This window comes from Pseudomonas sp. MONT-RG-20F-20-E-7-02, from assembly GCF_022662395.1.
Taxonomy (GTDB): Bacteria; Pseudomonadota; Gammaproteobacteria; order Pseudomonadales; family Pseudomonadaceae; genus Aquipseudomonas.
The window spans coordinates 834,908-853,403 of the sequence record NZ_JAKNQN010000002.1 but is presented as its reverse complement, the minus strand read 5'-3'; the positions used below and the strand labels follow the sequence as shown (position 1 = coordinate 853,403).

Genomic DNA, 18,496 nt, shown 5'->3' with positions numbered 1-18,496 from the left:
TTTTCTGTGTGCACCCCGGTGTTGGGCGAGCTGCCGGGCCAGCGGACCGAATGATCGGCCCGGCACAGAAAAACGGATTTTGCGATGACGCAGGCGGCATTGGGATACCGCAACGCGTGTTTAGTTGTCATACCCCAGGTTCGGTGCCAGCCAGCGCTCGGTGACGCTCAGGTCCTGAGCCTTGCGCGTGGTGTAGCTTGTCACCTGGTCCTTGTCGATCTTGCCCACGGCAAAGTACTGCGCCTGTGGGTGGGCGAAATACCAACCGCTGACTGCCGCTGCCGGGAACATCGCATAGTGTTCGGTGAGGAACACACCGCTGCGCCCGGCGTGCATCTCGCGGGCCTCGGGGTCGAGCAGTTGGAACAGCTGGGCTTTCTCGGTGTGATCCGGGCACGCCGGGTAGCCCGGGGCAGGGCGGATGCCGCTGTATTGCTCCTTGATCAGCGCCTCGTTATCCAGTTGCTCGTCCTTGGCGTAGCCCCAATGCTCTTTACGCACCTGCTGGTGCAGCCATTCGGCGCAGGCCTCGGCCAGGCGGTCGGCCAGGGCCTTGACCATGATCGAGTTGTAGTCGTCGCCCGCATCCTGATAAGCCTTGGCGACTTCTTCGGCGCCGATGCCGGCGGTGGTGATGAAGCCACCGATGTAGTCGGTCACGCCGCTGTCTTTGGGTGCGACGAAGTCGGCCAGGGAGAAGTTCGGCTTGCCGTCGGTCTTGATGATCTGCTGGCGCAAGTGGTGCAGCCTGGCAATCGGCTGACCGTCGTCGCCGTAGACTTCCAGGTCATCGTCCTGCACCTGGTTGGTCGGCCAGAAGCCGAATACGGCGCGGGCGCTGATGAGTTTTTCGTCGATCAGCTTCTTGAGCATTTCCTGGGCATCGGCGTAGAGCGCCGTGGCGGCTTCACCGACCACTTCGTCTTCGAGGATGCGCGGGAACTTGCCGGCCAGGTCCCAGGAAATAAAGAACGGCGTCCAGTCGATGTACTCGGCCAGCACCTTGAGGTCGATATTGTCCAGCACCTTGGCGCCGGTAAACGTCGGCTTGACCGGCGTGTACGTGCTCCAGTCGAACTGCGGCTTCTTGGCAATCGCGGCCGGGTAGCTCAGGCGCTCGGTGCGCGCGCTGCGGTTGGACGTACGCTCGCGCACATCGATGTATTCCAGGCGGGTTTTCTCGACAAAACCGGCCTTGAGTTCCTTGGACAGCAACTGCGTGGCCACGCCCACGGCGCGGGAGGCGTCGGTGACGTAGATCACTGCATCATTGCTGTATTTGGGCTCGATCTTCACCGCCGTGTGCGCTTTGGACGTGGTCGCGCCACCGATCATCAGCGGCAGGTGGAAATCCTGGCGTTGCATCTCGCGGGCCACGTGCACCATCTCGTCCAGCGACGGCGTGATCAGGCCGGACAGGCCGATGATGTCGCACTTCTGCTCCTTGGCCACCTGCAGGATTTTCTCTGCCGGCACCATCACGCCGAGGTCGACAATGTCATAGCCGTTGCAACCCAGCACCACGCCGACAATGTTCTTGCCGATGTCGTGCACGTCGCCCTTCACCGTGGCCATCAGGATCTTGCCCTTGGCTTCCGGCTTGTCGCCTTTTTCCAGCTCGATAAACGGGATCAAGTGGGCCACGGCCTGCTTCATCACCCGCGCAGACTTCACCACTTGCGGCAGGAACATTTTACCTGCGCCGAACAGGTCGCCGACGATGTTCATGCCGGACATCAACGGGCCTTCGATCACCTCGATCGGGCGCGCAAACGACTGGCGCGATTCTTCGGTGTCTTCAACGATGTGCGTGGTGATGCCCTTGACCAGTGCGTGTTCCAGGCGCTTGTTCACCGGCCAGCCGCGCCATTCTTCGGTCTCGGCTTCTTTGACGCTGCCGTCGCCCTTGAACTTGTCGGCGATGGCGAGCAGGGCGTCGGTGCCTTCCGGCGTGCGGTTGAGCACCACGTCTTCCACCGCGTCGCGCAACTCGGCCGGGATCTGATCGTAGATCTCCAGCTGGCCGGCGTTGACGATGCCCATGGTCAGGCCGTTGCGGATCGCATACAGCAGGAACACCGAGTGGATCGCCTCACGCACCGGGTTGTTGCCACGGAACGAGAACGACACGTTGGACACGCCACCGGAGGTCAGCGCATACGGCAGCTCGTCACGGATGTAGGCACAGGCGTTGATGAAGTCGACGGCGTAGTTGTTGTGTTCCTCGATACCGGTGGCGACCGCGAAGATGTTCGGGTCGAAGATGATGTCTTCCGGCGGGAAGCCGACTTCGTTCACCAGGATGTCGTAGGAGCGTTTGCAGATTTCTTTCTTGCGCGCTTCGGTGTCGGCCTGGCCGGCTTCGTCGAAGGCCATTACCACCACGGCAGCGCCGTAGCGCTTGCACAGCTTGGCGTGGTGAATGAATTGTTCGACGCCTTCCTTCATGCTGATGGAGTTGACGATGCCCTTGCCCTGGATGCACTTGAGGCCGGCTTCGATCACTTCCCACTTGGAGGAGTCGATCATGATCGGTACGCGGGAGATGTCCGGCTCGCCGGCAATCAGGTTGAGGAAGGTCACCATGGCCTTCTTCGAATCGAGCATGCCCTCGTCCATGTTGATGTCGATCACCTGGGCGCCGGCTTCGACCTGCTGCAGGGCGACTTCCAGGGCTTCGGTGTAGTTGTCTTCACGAATCAAGCGGGCGAAGCGGGCGGAACCGGTGATGTTGGTGCGCTCGCCGACGTTGACGAACAACGAGCTGCGATCAATCGTGAACGGCTCCAGGCCCGACAGGCGGCAGGCCTTGGGAATATCCGGGATCGGGCGCGGCGCGTAACCGGCCACGGCCTTGGCGATGGCTTCAATGTGGCCTGGCGTGGTGCCGCAGCAGCCGCCGACGATGTTGAGGAAGCCGCTCTGGGCGAACTCTTCGATGACTTTGGCGGTTTGCGACGGCAGCTCGTCGTACTCGCCGAATTCGTTCGGCAGGCCGGCGTTCGGGTGTGCGGAAACGTGAGTGTTGGCCTTGTTCGACAACTCTTCCAGGTACGGGCGCAGCTCGCTGGCGCCCAGGGCGCAGTTCAGGCCTACGGACAGCGGCTTGGCATGGGCGACCGAGTTCCAGAACGCTTCGGTGGTCTGGCCCGACAGGGTGCGGCCGGAGGCGTCGGTGATGGTGCCGGAGATCATGATCGGCAGTTCGACGTTCAACTCTTCGAACACGCCTTGCACGGCGAAGATCGCGGCCTTGGCGTTGAGGGTGTCGAAGATGGTCTCGATCAGGATCAGGTCGGCGCCGCCCTCGATCAGGCCTTTGGTGGCTTCGGTGTAGTTTTCCACCAGCTCATCAAAGGTCACGTTGCGGTAGCCGGGGTTGTTCACGTCCGGCGACAGCGAGCAGGTGCGGCTGGTCGGGCCGAGCACGCCGGCGACAAAGCGCGGCTTGGCCGGGTTTTCCAGGGTCTTGGCGTCGGCGATTTTGCGCGCCAGTCGCGCGCCTTCTACGTTCAGTTCGTAGGCCAGTTCTTCCATGCCGTAGTCGGCCATGGAAATGCGCGTGGCGTTGAAGGTGTTGGTTTCCAGAATGTCGGCGCCGGCATCCAGGTAGGCCTTTTCGATGCCGCCGATCACGTCCGGACGGGTGATCACCAACAGGTCGTTGTTGCCTTTGACGTCACTCGGCCAGTCGGCGAAGCGTTTGCCACGGTAGTCGTTTTCCTCAAGCTTGTAGCTCTGGATCATCGTGCCCATACCGCCGTCGAGGATCAAGATACGTTCCTTGAGGGCTTGGTGAAGGGCTTGCAGACGAGCGCTACGATCGGACATGGGACTACTCTGGTCAGGCATTTCGGAGGGCGTGAATCATAACAAACCTGTGCCGATTTAGAGCATGTACAGGTTTTGCATGAATATCGTTCATGTTGGGGGCTGTCCTGGCCCGGTAGACTTGCCGGCACTTATAGACCGCACGCATTGAATCGGGACCGGATACATGTCACTTCGCCTCATCATCAGCGCCGTCCTGGCCTTGATCGCCAGTACTGCCCAGGCAGACGTTTTACCGGAAAACAGTCCCGCCCCGGCTATTTCCTACACCCGCGACATTCAACCGATCTTCACCGAAAAGTGCGTGGCCTGCCATGCCTGCTACGACTCCGCGTGCCAACTTAACCTGGGCAGTGCCGAGGGCGCGGCCCGTGGCGCGACCAAAGTGCCCGTCTACGACGGCGAACGCAGCCAGGCCACGCCGACCACCCGTTTGTTCTATGACGCCTTCGGCAAGCAGGCCTGGCAGCAGAAGGGCTTCTATTCGGTGCTCGACGCCCAGGGCAGCCAGGCGGCCTTGATGGCGCGCATGCTGGAGTTGGGGCATAACGCGCCGCTTGAGCCGAACGCCAAATTGCCCGACGACATCGTGCTCGGCCTAAACCGCCAGAACATGTGCGCCATGCCCGGCGAATTCGATGCCTACGCCGGCGCCCATCCCAAGGAAGGCATGCCGCTGGCGGTGACCGGCCTGACCGACCAGCAATACCAGACGCTGCAGCGCTGGCTGGCATCCGGCGCCCCGATTGATGAGCAAGGCCTGGCACCCAGCGCCAAGGAAGCCTTGCAGGTGCAGCAATGGGAAAACCTGTTCAACCAGCCGGGCGCCCGCGAAAGCCTGGTGGCACGCTGGCTGTATGAGCATCTATTCCTGGCACACATCTATTTTGAAAACGGCGAGCCGGGGCATTTCTTCCAGTGGGTGCGATCGCGCACGCCGAGCGGCCAGCCGATTGACCTGATCGCCACCCGTCGCCCCAACGATGACCCCGGCACCCAGGTCTATTACCGCCTGTGGCCGGTACAGGGCGTGATCGTGCATAAAACCCACATCACGTACCCGTTCAGCGCCGCGAAAATGGCGCGGATCAAGCAGCTGTTCTACGCCGGCGACTGGCAGGTCAATGCCTTGCCGGGCTACGGCCCGGGGCGCCGCGCCAACCCGTTCGAAACCTTTGAGGCGATTCCGGCCAAGGCGCGTTACCAGTTCATGCTCGATAACGCCGAATACTTCGTGCGCACCTTTATTCGCGGGCCGGTGTGCCGTGGGCAAATCGCGACGGACGTGATCCGTGACAACTTCTGGACCCTGTTCCAGGACCCGGACCACGACCTGTACATCACCGACGCGCGTTACCGTGGCCAGGCCACGCCGTTGCTGGCGATGCCGGGGCAGAACGATGATGTGGGCAGCGTGCTGAGCCTGTGGCTGGCCTATCGTGACAAACGCAATCAGTACGAGGCCTTGCGCCGTGACAGCTACGCGGATGTGCCGCCGCCGAGTTGGTCGACCTTGTGGGCTGGTAATGACAATGCCTTGTTGAGCATATTCCGACATTTCGACAGCGCTTCGGTGACCAAAGGCCTGATCGGCGAGGTGCCGCAAACCATGTGGCTGTTCGATTACCCGTTGCTGGAGCGCACCTATTATCAGTTGGCGGTGAACTTCGATGTGTTCGGCAACGTTTCGCACCAGGCCCAGACGCGGTTGTACTTCGATTTGATTCGCAATGGTGCCGAGCAGAACTTTCTACGCTTGATGCCCGCCGATACCCGCGATGACTTTATGGATGATTGGTATCAGAACAGCGGCAAGCTCAAGCTGTGGCTGGATTATGAAGCGATCGATGATGACAAGCCGACTGGGCTGCATTTGGATGAAAAACACCCGAAGCGTGATTTTGCCAATCAGTTATTGACGCGTTATGGCGACCTCAACGCCAGCCCGGACCCGATCAACCGTTGCACCGGCGCCTATTGCTCGCGCGATGGGATCGAGCCGGCGTTGCAGGATGCGGAGCAGGCGCTGAGTCGCCTGACCTCGCGCCCGGCGGCGGGGCTCAAGGTGATCGACCAGTTGCCAGAGGCCACCATGCTGCGCGTTGAGACCGCCAGCGGCAAGCGGGTGGTTTACAGCCTGTTGCGCAACCGTGCCCACAGTAACGTCGCGTTTTTGCTGGGTGAGGCTTATCGCTATCAACCGGGGCTGGATACGCTGACTATTTATCCTGGCGTGCTGAGCAGTTATCCGAACTTCATGTTCAACATTCCGGCGCAGGAAGTGCCCGCGTTTGTTGCGGCGATGGAAAATGCCAAGGACGCCAAGCGCTTTGAAAAAATCGTCGACCGATGGGGCGTACGGCGCAGCCATCCGTTGTTCTGGCAATATTTCCATGACTTGTCGCAGTACATCCGCGAAACCACGCCACTGGAAGAAGGCGTGCTGGACATGAACCGCTACGAGAATCTTTGATCGACCTTTGACCGTCCGTCACGGTCCCAACTTCATGTCGATGAGTTGGGAAGGGTGGCGGACGATGTTGATCTCGGTACAGGCGCTGCGCGCGTTGGCGGCCTGGACAGTGGTAGGGCACCACTTTATGCAGATTTTCTTCGGTTTCAAGGCGGATACCGCCTTGGGAAGATTATTTGTGGAAAAGGGCGCTGCGGGCGTGGATGTGTTTTTCGTCATCAGCGGCCTGGTGATCTTCCTGTCTACCCAGGACAAGGACCTGCCACCCTGGCGCTTCCTGTTGTACCGCCTGCTGCGCATCGTGCCCGCGTACTGGTTCTACACGCTGTTGATGGCGTTGCTGGTGGTGGTCGCCCGGCCAATGTTGCCGGACCAGAGCGTCGATGCCGCCCATGTGCTGATGTCGCTGTTGTTTATTCCCTCGGAAAATCCCGGTGGCTATGGTGTGTACCCGACCCTTAATGTCGGCTGGACACTCAACTACGAGATGCTCTTCTACCTGCTGTTTGCCTGGGCGCTGTTGTTTCGTCGGCAGTGGCGACTGTTGGTGGTTGCGGCGTTGCTGTTCGCGGTGTGCGAGGCCTGGACCTCGTTTGGCTGGATCAGCACGTTCTATCGCTCGGACATTGTCGTCGAATTCCTGCTGGGCATCGGCATTGGCATGCTGTACCGCCAGGGTTGGATCCGGCCGGGCGTGTGGTTGCCGCTACTCGGCATCGCCGCTGCACTGCTGGCCATCTATCATTGGCCGGCATCGCCGCGCGCCTTGACCTGGGGCTTGCCCAGCGCGGTGCTGGTGGTTGCGTGCATGGCGCTGGAGCGGTTCTTCGCGAACAATCGGTTGCTCAAAGTGCTGGGGGACTGCTCGTATTCCGTGTATTTGCTGCACGTGCTGGTGCTCTCGGCCGGTGGCTATGTTGCCCAGCGCTACGGCCTTAACCCGTATGCGGTGCTGGCCATGTGCGTGGTCATCATCGGCCTGGGCGCCCTGGGCAGCTACCGATGGCTTGAGCAGGGCAGTTATCGTCTGCTTAAAGGCTGGTTTGATGGCGACGAACGGTCGAATTTATCCCGACAAAAATACTAGGACTTTGTATCTGGGTAATAATTTGGCGTAAACTGGCGGCAAGCCTGTGAGGAGTTTCCATGACTGCCATAACCATTACCGACGCCGCCCACGATTACCTGGCTGATCTGCTGTCCAAGCAGAACACCCCGGGTATCGGCATCCGCGTCTTTATCACCCAGCCCGGCACCCAATACGCCGAGACTTGCATCGCCTACTGCAAGCCCGGGGAAGAGAAGCCTGAAGACACCGCCCTGGGGCTGAAAAGCTTCACCGCGTACATCGACAACTTCAGCGAAGCCTTCCTCGACGACGCCGTGGTCGACTACGCCACCGACCGCATGGGCGGCCAGTTGACCATCAAGGCGCCCAACGCCAAGGTGCCGAACGTCAACGCCGACAGCCCGGTCAACGAGCGCATCAACTACTATCTGCAAACCGAGATCAACCCAGGGTTGGCCAGCCACGGCGGCCAGGTCAGCCTGATCGACGTGGTCGAAGACGGTATCGCCGTCCTCAAGTTCGGCGGCGGCTGCCAAGGCTGCGGCCAGGCGGACGTGACCCTGCGCGAAGGCATCGAGCGCACCCTGCTCGAGCGCATTCCCGAGCTCAAGGGCGTACGTGACGTGACTGACCACACGCAGAAAGAAAACGCCTACTACTGAGTAAGGTGTTCGCTGCGAACAAAAAAACGGCGCCCCGTGAGCGCCGTTTTTTATGCTTTAAATTCAGTGCCTTGCGCGGTATTCCTGCCAAACAGGATCAACTGTGGGAGCTGGCTTGCCTGCGATAGCGATAAGCCAGCCAAGAGAATTACCGACTGACACATCGCCATCGCAGGCAAGCCAGCTCCCACATTCAGGGGCGATAGAGGTGCGCGTGGCCTGCACGGTACAGCGAGGATTCACTGAAGCTATCATTCGCCAGCACGCGCCCGACCACAATCAGCGCCGTCCGCCGAAAACCTTTAGCCGCGACCTTCTCGGCTATATCACTCAGCGTACCCACCACCCAATCCTGATCCGGCCACGTCGCCCGGTGCACCACGGCAATCGGGCAGTCTGCGCCGTAATGCGGCAGCAGCTCGGCGACGATCTTGTCCAGGTGGTTGACGCCCAAGTGAATCGCCATGGTCGTGCCGTGGCGCGCCAGGCTGTCGAAGTCTTCACCGGCCGGCATGCTGGTTTTATCCGCATAGCGGGTCAGGATCACGCTTTGCGCGATATCCGGCAGGGTCAGCTCCGTCTCCAGCAACGCCGCACACGCCGCCACCGCCGTGACGCCCGGGATGATCTGGAACGGTATGCCCAACTCGCGCAAATAACGAATCTGCTCGCCAATCGCGCCATACAGGCTTGGGTCACCGGAGTGCACGCGCGCAACGTCCTGGCCCTTGGCGTGGGCGGCCTGGATCAGCTCAATGATCTGTTCCAGGTGCAATTCGGCGCTGTTGACCACCTGTTCCGCCTGATGACCTTCCAACACTGCTGCCGGCACCAAGGAACCGGCGTAGATGATCACCGGGCAACTGCGGATCAGCCGCTGACCTTTGACGGTGATCAATTCCGGGTCGCCGGGGCCTGCGCCGATGAAGTAGACGGTCATGGGGAATTCCTGTTGAAAAACGGGCGAGCATGAAAATTGCTCATGATCGAGAAGGGCGATTATCGGGTTTTTAGTCGGCGCAGGCTAATGCAAAGGTGGCCTGGGCGACTTTTTTGCGCGTGATCAGCAGGCGGGCAGGGCCATGGCAGAGCTGTTCCGCCAGGGCCAGTGCGGCGCTCTCGGCGACGCCATAACAGCCGGTGTGAGCAAACGCGAGCGCGGATTTGTGGCTCAGGCGCGGTTCAAACACGGCCAATTGCGTGGCGCTGAAACACTGCAATGGCAAGTTCAACACCTGCGCCAGGGCGAGCAGCCCCGGTTCATCTCGCTTGCGGTCGATACTGGCCAGCGCAGTAATGCGCTGGCGCTCGATGCCGCCCTCGGCGAGGGCAGCGTCAAACAGGCCCAGCAGGGTGTGAACATCACAGCCGCGCTGGCAGCCCATGCCGACCACCAAGGTCATGCCGAGTAGTGAGTGTCACGGTTGCGGCGGAACAGCCAGGCGCTGATCAGGCCCAAGGCCAGCCAGAAGGCGACATTGGTCAATTGCGAGGCGATTTTGAATTGCGCTTCCAAGGCTTCCGGGGCCAGCATCGAATGCACTTCAGGCTGCGGCGCGCCAATCACATGGGGCACGGCCAGGATCGCCACGCCGAGGATTTTCAGCAGCCAGTTGCGACCGAACACCAACAGCGCAATACCGGCAGCCGTGGAACCTGCGGTGCCGATCCACCAGATCTGCCGCTGTGCCAGGTCGGCGGCAGCGGTGCCCGGCAATTCCGGTGGCAGGCCCAGGGTCGGTGCCAGCACAAACGTCGCGTAACCGGCCAGGCCCCACAGCAACCCTTGAGCCGTGCGGGTTGGCGCGCGCAAGGTGTAGAGGCCGGCCAGCATCAGGGCGAAACCGACCGCCACCACCAGGTTACCGCCGGTGGTGGACAGCACCCGCTGCCAGCCGTCTTCAGGTTCCCAGGCTTGGGCATCGTGGGTGTGGGCAGCGGCGCCATCAGCGTGTGCATGGGGCACGACTTCGGCGGCGGCGGGGGCATTCTCATAGGTTTCCGCCTGCAAAATCAGCGGGGCGACCCAGAAGCTTTGCAGCAGAGTCAGCAGCAGGGCGGCCAGCAAGCCGGTGAAACCTGCGGTTTGGGCGATACGCTTGATCATGTCGGCAGGTCTCAGTGGCACGGGAACGCGGCGCTGTGGCGGGTATCGTGGGCGGCGTTGTGCACTGCCTCGATGTGCGAGAAGCCGGCGAAATACACCAGGCACGCGCCGAGGATCGACGCGCCGATGGCGGCGGTCAGGCGTTGGCTCAAGGTGGCGGTGCTGCTGGTGGCGTGCGAGGTGCTGCTGATGATCGACATGGCGCGTCCCTTCAGGGTGTCAGGGTGAAACGAGCGCATGAAAACCCCGCGAGCCAGGCACGCAGAGTCTGAACAGCGCCCGCCCACCGCGGGTTTGTTATGTGATTTTTCGGGCCGGTCTCCGGGCTTGCGAGGGACGCTGGGTCTTGAAAACATCGCCTTCCCATGCCGTAAAAGGCACAGTGGATCTGACGTTTCACTCGCTTACCGTTGCGGGGGCAGCACCGGACTCGTCACGCAGGCATGACTCACCGGTTTCCCGTTTCACCCTGTGAAGGGCACCCGAAACAAGATGTGTAGGAGAGCATGGGCGGGGGATAGGCGTCAAATAGAGGTTTGCGGCTCTCGACATTCGGGAGCCGCTGTCGGCCAACGGGGTGAATCGATCAGTCTGGGTAACGGGATTGGGGAGAGCTGTGCATGCGTGTGTACTCAACGTTGCGCAGATCGAAGCGCTGATCTTGTGTGCCTGCGAACCCCAAAAAGCCTACGCCGATATCCAACCGGTCCAGCAACTCTGTGCGCTTGAGCAGTTCCTGAGCGACCCCCCGCGCCTGCGGACTAAATTTTTGGGCGCTTGGCAGTTCACCGGCGGCTTCTCGCAACTCGGTGAAGTTCACATATGTGTCGCCGCCGCCGTACTCATTGAAATTTTTGCCAACCAGGGTGATCAGTGCTTGATCGCTCAGGTATTGGAAGTTACCTGTTTCAGTTGCGAGATCGTCTCGACTGACTTTACCGTCCTTACCGCTGGTGAAGTCCAACTGCTGGAACAGGTCTTTACGCTTCAATACTTCCTGGGCGATCTCGATCTGCGTTTGTGTGGGGGGCACCCCGTTCAGCGGTAGTCCATCTGCCACTCGCTGGAGGGACGCTTTGGTAATAGTCTCGCCGAAGCGCGGGTCGATCATGGCATCAAAATAGGTTTGCAGCGCTTGCGCCAGTTCCCGTGGCTGGAGTTGGCTAATAGGCTCTCTCCAAATTGCAGTTGTTGGCGCTGCTTGTTGGGTGAGGGGAGAGACGGGCAAATGTGAATTGACAGAGGGGGAGATTGAGAGCGACATGATTATTTCCATTTTAGGGTGAGTGTCGCTTCTATGTGCCCATTGCATTGATTGCGTTCCGGGTGCATTCCGTTGAAAAGATTTGGAAGTATTTCAACCCGCTTGGCGGCGAGCGTCCCGGTCCGTGTATCAATCAACATTGACCCGTTTCCCTGCACTGCGTAGCCTTGCACCTTCGAGGTTCTTCGGCCCACGCCGAAGCTAAGAAGGGAACGCGGTCCAAGCCGCGGCTGCCCCCGCAACTGTGAAGGGTTCAACTGACTGCCACGCCACTGCCAATACGGCGGGAAGGCGCAGCCAGCGCCGGTCGCAAGACCCGCAAGCCCCAAGCCAGGAGACCTGCCTCGCAACCGATTTTCCAATTCAACCGGGCGGGGTGATCCGGTGACGAAATCCGCTTCTGCGCGCCGCCGCAGGGCCCCTCGTCCCGTATGCCCGCCCCAAAGGGCATCCGATGAAAACACTGGCCAAACTCCCCGTCACCATCGTTACCGGCTTTCTCGGCTCGGGCAAAACCACCTTGCTGCGCCATATGCTCGACAACGCCCAGGGCCGTCGCATCGCCGTGATCGTCAACGAATTCGGCGAGCTGGGCATCGACGGTGAAATCCTCAAGCAGTGCTCCATCGGTTGCACCGAAGAAGAAGCCAACGGCCGCGTCTACGAACTGGCCAACGGCTGCCTGTGCTGCACCGTGCAGGAAGAGTTCTTCCCGGTCATGCGCGAACTGGTTGCCCGTCGCGGTGACCTCGACCATATCCTCATCGAAACCTCCGGCCTGGCCCTGCCTAAACCGCTGGTTCAAGCCTTCCAGTGGCCGGAAATCCGCAGCGCCTGCACCGTGGACGCGGTCATCACCGTGGTCGACAGCCCGGCTGTGGCCGCCGGCACCTTCGCCGCCTTCCCGGACCAGGTCGACGCCCAGCGCAAACTCGACCCGAACCTGGACCACGAGTCGCCGCTGCACGAGCTGTTCGCCGACCAACTGGCCAGCGCCGACCTGGTGATCCTCAACAAATCCGACCTGATCAGCCCTGAAGACCTGGCCCGCGTGCGCCTGGAAGTCGCCCAAGAACTGCCGCCAGCGGTGAAGATCATCGAAGCCAGCAGCGGCCGCCTGCCACTGGACGTGCTGATCGGCCTGGGCGCCGGCTCCGAAGAGCACATCGACGGCCGCCACAGCCATCACGATCATCACCATGACGGTGACGACGATGATCACGATCACGATGCCTTCGACTCCATCTCCATCGACCTGCCTCAAGCTGACGAAGCCCTGCTGCTCGACGCCCTGACTCAACTGGTGGTGCAGCACGGCATCCTGCGCGTCAAAGGTTTCGCCGCGATCCCGAACAAGCCGATGCGCCTGTTGATCCAGGGCGTGGGCACGCGGTTCGACAAACACTTCGACCGTGCCTGGGGCGCCGACGAAGCGCGCATCACGCGCCTGGTGCTGATCGGCCAGGAGCTGGATGCGGTGGGCCTCGAAGCGCAACTGCGCGCCGCCCTCAGCGTTTAACCCATGCACCTGCTCAGGACCCAGCCCGGTGGTTTTGTCTCCGACGACAATATTGCCGACTTAGGCCAAACCCCCGCTGAACTGGTGATCCTGTGCAGCGGCGACTCCAGCCTGGCGCTGCTCGCCGAGGCGGCCCAACAGCTGCCCGACGATTACCCAAGTTTTCGCCTGGCCAACCCGATGCAGGTGCAAAACCATGCCTCGGTCGACCTGTACGTCGATGAGGTATTGCGCCACGCCAGGGTCATCCTGATTTCGCTGCACGGCGGCATCGGTTATTGGCGCTACGGCATCGAGCGCCTGGTGGAGTTGGCCGAGCGCGGCGTGCAACTGATCCTGGTGCCCGGCGATGACCGCCCGGACCCGGAACTCAGCCGTCTGAGTACCGTGGGCGAGGAGGCGCGCGACCGCCTCTGGCACTTCCTGCGCCAAGGCGGCCTGGGCAACGCACTGGATTTTTATCGCTGCCTGGCCAGCACCTGCTTGGGCCGCGATTACGCCTGGGCCGAGCCGCAAACCCTGCCGCGCACCGCGATTTACCACCCGCACAACGCCAACGCTCGACTGAACGATTGGCAGGCGGACTGGAATGCCGACTGGCCCGTGGCAGCGGTGCTGTTCTACCGCTCGCACTTGCAGGCGGCCAATACCGGTTTTATCGACGTGTTCTGCCAGCGCTTGCAGGCAGCGGGCCTTAACCCGTTGCCGATGGCGGTGGCCAGTTTGAAAGAGCCCGGCTGCCTCGCGGTGGTCGAGGACCTGTTGGATGACGTGCAGGCGGCGGTGATCCTGAACACCACCGGCTTTGCCCAATCCAGCCCCGAAGCGCCGCATTTGCGCCCGTTTCGCCGCAATATCCCGGTGATCCAGGCGATTTGCGCCCAGGACAACCAGCCCGGCTGGGAAGCCAGCGAACAAGGCCTCGGCCCGCGCGACTTGGCAATGCACATTGCCTTGCCGGAGCTGGATGGGCGCATTATCAGCCGCCCGATCAGCTTCAAGGACCTGGCCTGGCGCAGTGAACGCAGCCAATCCGACGTGGTGTGCTACCGCGCCGCGCCCGAACGCATGGATTTCGTTGCCGAGCTGGCGCGGCGCTGGGTCGAACTGGCGCGGGTGCCGAATGCGCAAAAACGCATCGCACTGATCCTCGCCAACTACCCGACCCGCGACGGCCGTATCGGCAACGGCGTGGGCCTGGACACGCCGGCGGCGGCGCTGAATATCCTGCGCGCGCTGCACGCTGAAGGTTACCCGGTGCCCACGGAGTTGCCCGACAGCGGCACCGCCCTGATCCATGAACTGCTCGGCGGCGTGACCAACGACCTCGACAGCCTTGACCTGCGCCCCTGCCATCAAAGCCTTGGCATGGACGACTACGAGGCGATGTTCCAGCGCCTGCCCGAAGCCAATCGCCAAGCCGTGTTGGCGCGCTGGGGCAGCCCGCACAACGACCCGATGTGCCGCGACGGCCGCATGATGATCGCCGGCCTGCGCCTGGGCCTGACCTTCGTCGGCATCCAGCCGGCACGCGGTTATCAGGTCGACCACAGTGCGGTGTACCACGACCCGGACCTGGTGCCGCCCCACGGCTACCTGGCGTTTTACTTCTGGCTGCGCCACACCTATGGCGCCCACGGTGTGATCCACGTGGGCAAACACGGCAACCTTGAATGGCTGCCGGGCAAAGGCGTGGGCCTGTCGGAAAACTGCTGGCCCGATGCACTGCTGGGGCCGCTGCCGAATATCTACCCGTTTATCGTCAACGACCCGGGCGAGGGCGCCCAGGCCAAACGCCGCACCCAGGCGGTGATCATCGACCACTTGATGCCGCCGCTGACCCGCGCCGAAACCTACGGCCCGCTGCGTAACCTGGAGCTGTTGGCGGACGAGTATTACGAGGCGCAACTGCTCGACCCGCGCCGCGCCCTTGAACTGCAAAAAGACATTCTCAAGCTAGTGCGCGAAACCCGTATCGACCAGGAGCTTGAACTCGACAACGACGCCGACGCGGCCGTGTGGTTGCCGCGCCTGGACACTTACCTGTGCGATTTGAAGGAGTCGCAGATCCGCGACGGCCTGCATATCTTTGGCGAGTCGCCCGAAGGCCGTTTGCGCATCGACACCTTGCTGGCCTTGCTGCGCATCCCGCGCGGCGATGGCCGTGGCCCGCAATCGAGCTTGCTGCGGGTGTTGGCCAAGGCCTTCGAGCTGGGCTTCGACCCACTCGATTGCGCCCTGGCCGAACCCTGGACCGGGCGCCGCCCGCAGGTGTTGCAGAACATCGATGCGCAGCTCTGGCGCACGGCGGGCGATACCCGCGAGCGCCTGGAGTTGTATGCCGCGCGCTTGATCGAGCAGGCGTTGGAAGGGCCGATTGAACAGCTGGAAGAGCCGGGCTGGCACGACGTGAAGTCGGTGATCGAGAGCCTGCGCATTGTCGTTGCGCCGCGCCTGGACGCCTGCGGGCCGGCGGAAATGCGCGGGTTGCTGGATGCCTTGAGCGGTCGCTTCGTACCGGCTGGCCCCAGCGGTGCGCCGAGCCGTGGGCGTCTGGATGTGCTGCCCACCGGGCGCAATTTCTTCAGCGTGGATGTGCGCAATTTGCCCACCACCACGGCCTGGCGTATCGGCTTTCAATCCGCCAGCCTGATTCTTGAGCGGCACTTGCAGGATCATGGCGACCACCTGCGCCAGCTCGGCCTGTCGGTGTGGGGCACCGCGACCATGCGCACCGGCGGCGACGATATCGCCCAGGCCATGGCGCTGATGGGCGTGCGCCCGGTGTGGGCCACGGGCAGCCAGCGGGTGGATGACTTCGAGATCCTGCCGATCAGCTTGCTGGACCGGCCGCGCGTTGACGTGACGCTGCGGGTGTCCGGATTTTTCCGTGATGCCTTCGCCAACCTGATCCGCCTGTTCGACGCGGCGGTGCAGGCGGTGGCGGCCCTGGATGAACCGGATGACATGAACCCGCTGGCCGCCAAGGTGCGCAGCGAGCGCGAAGCCCTGCGCCTGTCGGGCCTGGACGAAGACGCCGCCGCCAAACAGGCCGGCTGGCGTATTTTCGGCGCCAAACCGGGGGCGTATGGCGCGGGCGTGCAGGGCGCAATCGACGGGCGCCTGTGGCAGAGTCGCGAGGATTTGGCCGAGGTCTACCTGAACTGGGGCGGCTACGCCTATGGCGGCTCGGATGAAGGCACTGCCGCCCGTGACCAGTTTGCCCAGCGCTTGAGCCAGGTGCAGGCCGTGTTGCAGAACCAGGACAACCGCGAGCACGACCTGCTCGACTCCAACGACTACTATCAATTCCAGGGCGGCATGCTCGCCGCCGTGGAAACCCTGAGTGGCGACAAGGCCGCCAGCTACCATGGCGACCATAGCCAGCCCGACCTGCCGAAGATCCGCACCTTGAAGGAAGAGCTGAACCGGGTGATCCGTTCCCGCGCCGCCAACCCCAAGTGGATCGACGGCGTGAAGCGTCACGGCTATAAAGGTGCGTTCGAGATGGCGGCGACCGTGGACAACCTGTTCGCCTTCGACGCCACCACCGCGCTGATCGACGATCACCAATACGCCTTGCTCGCCGACGCTTACCTGCTCGACCCCGACACCCGCGCCTTTGTGCAGCAGCACAACCCCGCGGCGCTGCGCGACATGACCGAGCGCATGCTCGAAGCTCAGCAACGCGGCCTGTGGCAGGAGCCGGGCGCGTATCGCGAGGCATTGGAAAACCTGTTAATGGACATAGAAGAAGACAGCTGACCGATCGTTCCCACGCTCTGCGTGGGAATGCAGCCCGTGACGCTCTGCGTCACAAGAGCGGACGCAGAGCGTCCAGTAAGGCGTTCCCACGCGGGAGCGTGGGAACGATCCATTTAGAGTTGAATATGACCGACATTCCACATTTCCCGCTGTCCGCCGTGGTCGGCGCCGACGAGTTAAAACTCGCGCTATGCCTGACCGCCATCGACCCCAAAATCGGCGGCGTGCTGATCGAAGGCCCGCGCGGCATGGCCAAGTCCACCCTGGCGCGAGGCCTGGCGGATCTGCTCGCCAGCGGTCAGTTCGTCACCCTGCCGCTGGGCGCCACCGAAGAACGCCTGGTCGGCACCCTGGACCTGGACGCCGCACTGGGCGAAGGCCGTGCGCAATTCTCGCCCGGCGTATTGGCCAAGGCCGATGGCGGCGTGCTGTACGTCGATGAAGTCAATTTGCTGCCCGATCACCTGGTGGACCTGCTGCTGGACGTGGCCGCCAGCGGCACCAACCTGATCGAGCGCGATGGCATTTCCCATCGTCACTCGGCGCGCTTCGTGCTGATCGGCACCATGAACCCGGAGGAGGGCGAGTTACGCCCGCAACTGCTCGACCGCTTCGGTTTTAACGTGGCGTTGAGTGGGCACACCCTGCCTGCCGAGCGTGGGCAAATCATCCGTCGGCGCCTGGATTTTGACACTGACCCGGCCGCGTTTTGCACCCAATGGGCCGAGCAACAAGCCGCCCTGCGCGAGCGCTGCACCCAGGCGCGGGCGCGGCTTGAGAGCATTGAGCTGGATGACCAGGCCTTGGCGCAGATCACCGAGCGCTGTTTCGCCGCTGGCGTCGACGGCTTGCGCGCCGACCTCGTGTGGTTGCGTGGCGCACGCGCCCATGCGGCCTGGCGCGGTGCTGCCGCCATCGCCGAAGAAGACATCGAAGCGGTGGCCGAATTTGCCTTGCGCCACCGCCGCCAAGCGCAAAACCCGCCGTCGAGTCCGCCCAAACAAGGCCAGGCGCCCCAGCCTTCAGACACGTCACCCGGTCAGGGCCAGTGGGGCGACATGCCGGCGCCGGCCTTGCCCACGGGCGCACGCCGCGAAGTACCCACCTGGCCAAAAAAGCCCTAGGCATTCGCCCTCGACCTGACGCGGGGGCGGATGCCCGGCCCAAGCTGGGGCGACTGGACAACGGCAGGCACGGCAAGGCGCGCAGCGCCAAACACGGTGCGATCAACTGGCCGGGCACCTTGCTTGGCGGTCGGCCGCGCAGCCGCGCGGATTTGCTCTACCACCTGCGCAGTCGCGCGGCCCATGAGCTGTGGCTGGTGATTGTGGATGCCTCGGCGTCCACCCGGCGCCATGGCGCGTTGACTGACGCCAAAGGCTTGCTCGCCCAGTTGTTCGACGATGCTTACCGGCAACGCGCGCGCATGGCGTTACTCACCGCCAGCGGGCAAGCGCCCACCTGGCAGGTGCAGGGTTTGAAGGCCGCCCAAGGTCTGACCGGTTGGCTGTCCCGGCTCGGTGCGGGCGGCGGCACGCCGTTGCTGGCGGCCTTGTCCGAGGCCGGGCAGTGGCTGCAAGCGCGACGCCAGCGTTATCCCGCCGAGCAACAGCGTCTGCTGGTAATTACCGATGGGCGCCTCAAGAATATCGCCGGTTTACCGCTGCTCGATTGCCCCGGGCTGCTGGTGGATATCGAACGCGGGCCGATCAAACTCGGGCGTGCCACCCAGCTGGCGCGTGAGCTGAACCTGGACTATCGGCATATCGACAGCGTGTCGTCGTAAAAAAACTGAACGTTGCCTGA

At 62.6% G+C, this 18,496-nt stretch carries 13 protein-coding genes and 2 riboswitches; of the genes, 7 read left to right on the top strand and 6 right to left on the bottom strand.

What is annotated here, in order from left to right:
- Positions 1 to 120: 120 nt before the first annotated feature.
- Positions 121 to 3,831, bottom strand: a complete 3,711-nt coding sequence (gene metH, locus L8I05_RS08860) for a methionine synthase (RefSeq protein ID WP_242168336.1) — start codon at positions 3,829 to 3,831, stop codon at positions 121 to 123.
- A 166-nt stretch (positions 3,832 to 3,997) separates the two neighbouring features.
- Between metH and L8I05_RS08855 the strand changes: the two genes are divergently transcribed.
- From L8I05_RS08855 to nfuA, 3 genes are all read left to right on the top strand, one after another.
- Positions 3,998 to 6,304 (top strand): fatty acid cis/trans isomerase, encoded by a 2,307-nt coding sequence (locus L8I05_RS08855; protein WP_242168334.1) that lies wholly within the window; start codon positions 3,998 to 4,000, stop codon positions 6,302 to 6,304.
- Positions 6,305 to 6,368: 64 nt separating this feature from the next.
- The gene (locus L8I05_RS08850; RefSeq protein ID WP_242168332.1) at positions 6,369 to 7,391 is read left to right on the top strand and encodes an acyltransferase; all 1,023 of its coding nucleotides are present in this window, start codon (positions 6,369 to 6,371) and stop codon (positions 7,389 to 7,391) included.
- A gap of 59 nt (positions 7,392 to 7,450) precedes the next feature.
- On the top strand, positions 7,451 to 8,035 hold the full coding sequence (gene nfuA, locus L8I05_RS08845) for a Fe-S biogenesis protein NfuA (RefSeq protein WP_017136914.1): 585 nt from the start codon (positions 7,451 to 7,453) through the stop codon (positions 8,033 to 8,035).
- A 193-nt stretch (positions 8,036 to 8,228) separates the two neighbouring features.
- Here nfuA and cobM read toward each other — a convergent pair whose 3' ends face one another.
- The 5 genes from cobM to L8I05_RS08820 all read right to left on the bottom strand — a co-directional run bounded on the left by cobM (position 8,229) and on the right by L8I05_RS08820 (position 11,406).
- Positions 8,229 to 8,975: a precorrin-4 C(11)-methyltransferase gene (gene cobM / locus L8I05_RS08840; protein ID WP_242168330.1), complete on the bottom strand. Its 747-nt coding sequence runs from the start codon at positions 8,973 to 8,975 to the stop codon at positions 8,229 to 8,231.
- Between the two features lie 70 nt (positions 8,976 to 9,045).
- Entirely contained in the window at positions 9,046 to 9,438 is a 393-nt protein-coding gene (locus tag L8I05_RS08835) for a cobalamin biosynthesis protein (RefSeq protein ID WP_242168328.1), read from the bottom strand.
- Positions 9,435 to 10,142 (bottom strand): CbtA family protein, encoded by a 708-nt coding sequence (locus tag L8I05_RS08830; protein ID WP_242168326.1) that lies wholly within the window; start codon positions 10,140 to 10,142, stop codon positions 9,435 to 9,437. Before L8I05_RS08830 ends, L8I05_RS08835 begins: the two co-directional genes overlap by 4 nt.
- Before the next feature lie 11 nt (positions 10,143 to 10,153).
- The gene (locus L8I05_RS08825) at positions 10,154 to 10,342 is read right to left on the bottom strand and encodes a CbtB-domain containing protein (protein ID WP_177015734.1); all 189 of its coding nucleotides are present in this window, start codon (positions 10,340 to 10,342) and stop codon (positions 10,154 to 10,156) included.
- Positions 10,343 to 10,436: 94 nt separating this feature from the next.
- A riboswitch (cobalamin riboswitch) is annotated at positions 10,437 to 10,643 on the bottom strand.
- An 85-nt stretch (positions 10,644 to 10,728) separates the two neighbouring features.
- Positions 10,729 to 11,406, bottom strand: a complete 678-nt coding sequence (locus L8I05_RS08820) for a hypothetical protein (RefSeq protein ID WP_242168324.1) — start codon at positions 11,404 to 11,406, stop codon at positions 10,729 to 10,731.
- A 161-nt stretch (positions 11,407 to 11,567) separates the two neighbouring features.
- Positions 11,568 to 11,768: riboswitch (cobalamin riboswitch) on the top strand.
- Between the two features lie 92 nt (positions 11,769 to 11,860).
- Between L8I05_RS08820 and cobW the strand changes: the two genes are divergently transcribed.
- From cobW to L8I05_RS08800, 4 genes are all read left to right on the top strand, one after another.
- The gene (gene cobW / locus L8I05_RS08815) at positions 11,861 to 12,925 is read left to right on the top strand and encodes a cobalamin biosynthesis protein CobW (RefSeq protein WP_277931700.1); all 1,065 of its coding nucleotides are present in this window, start codon (positions 11,861 to 11,863) and stop codon (positions 12,923 to 12,925) included.
- A gap of 3 nt (positions 12,926 to 12,928) precedes the next feature.
- Positions 12,929 to 16,690 carry a cobaltochelatase subunit CobN gene (gene cobN, locus L8I05_RS08810; RefSeq protein WP_242168322.1) on the top strand — a complete coding sequence of 1,254 codons (3,762 nt, stop codon included), beginning with the start codon at positions 12,929 to 12,931 and terminating at the stop codon, positions 16,688 to 16,690.
- A gap of 125 nt (positions 16,691 to 16,815) precedes the next feature.
- Positions 16,816 to 17,814, top strand: a complete 999-nt coding sequence (locus L8I05_RS08805; protein WP_242168320.1) for an AAA family ATPase — start codon at positions 16,816 to 16,818, stop codon at positions 17,812 to 17,814.
- A gap of 53 nt (positions 17,815 to 17,867) precedes the next feature.
- The gene (locus L8I05_RS08800) at positions 17,868 to 18,476 is read left to right on the top strand and encodes a VWA domain-containing protein (protein ID WP_242168422.1); all 609 of its coding nucleotides are present in this window, start codon (positions 17,868 to 17,870) and stop codon (positions 18,474 to 18,476) included.
- The last annotated feature ends 20 nt before the right edge of the window (positions 18,477 to 18,496 follow it).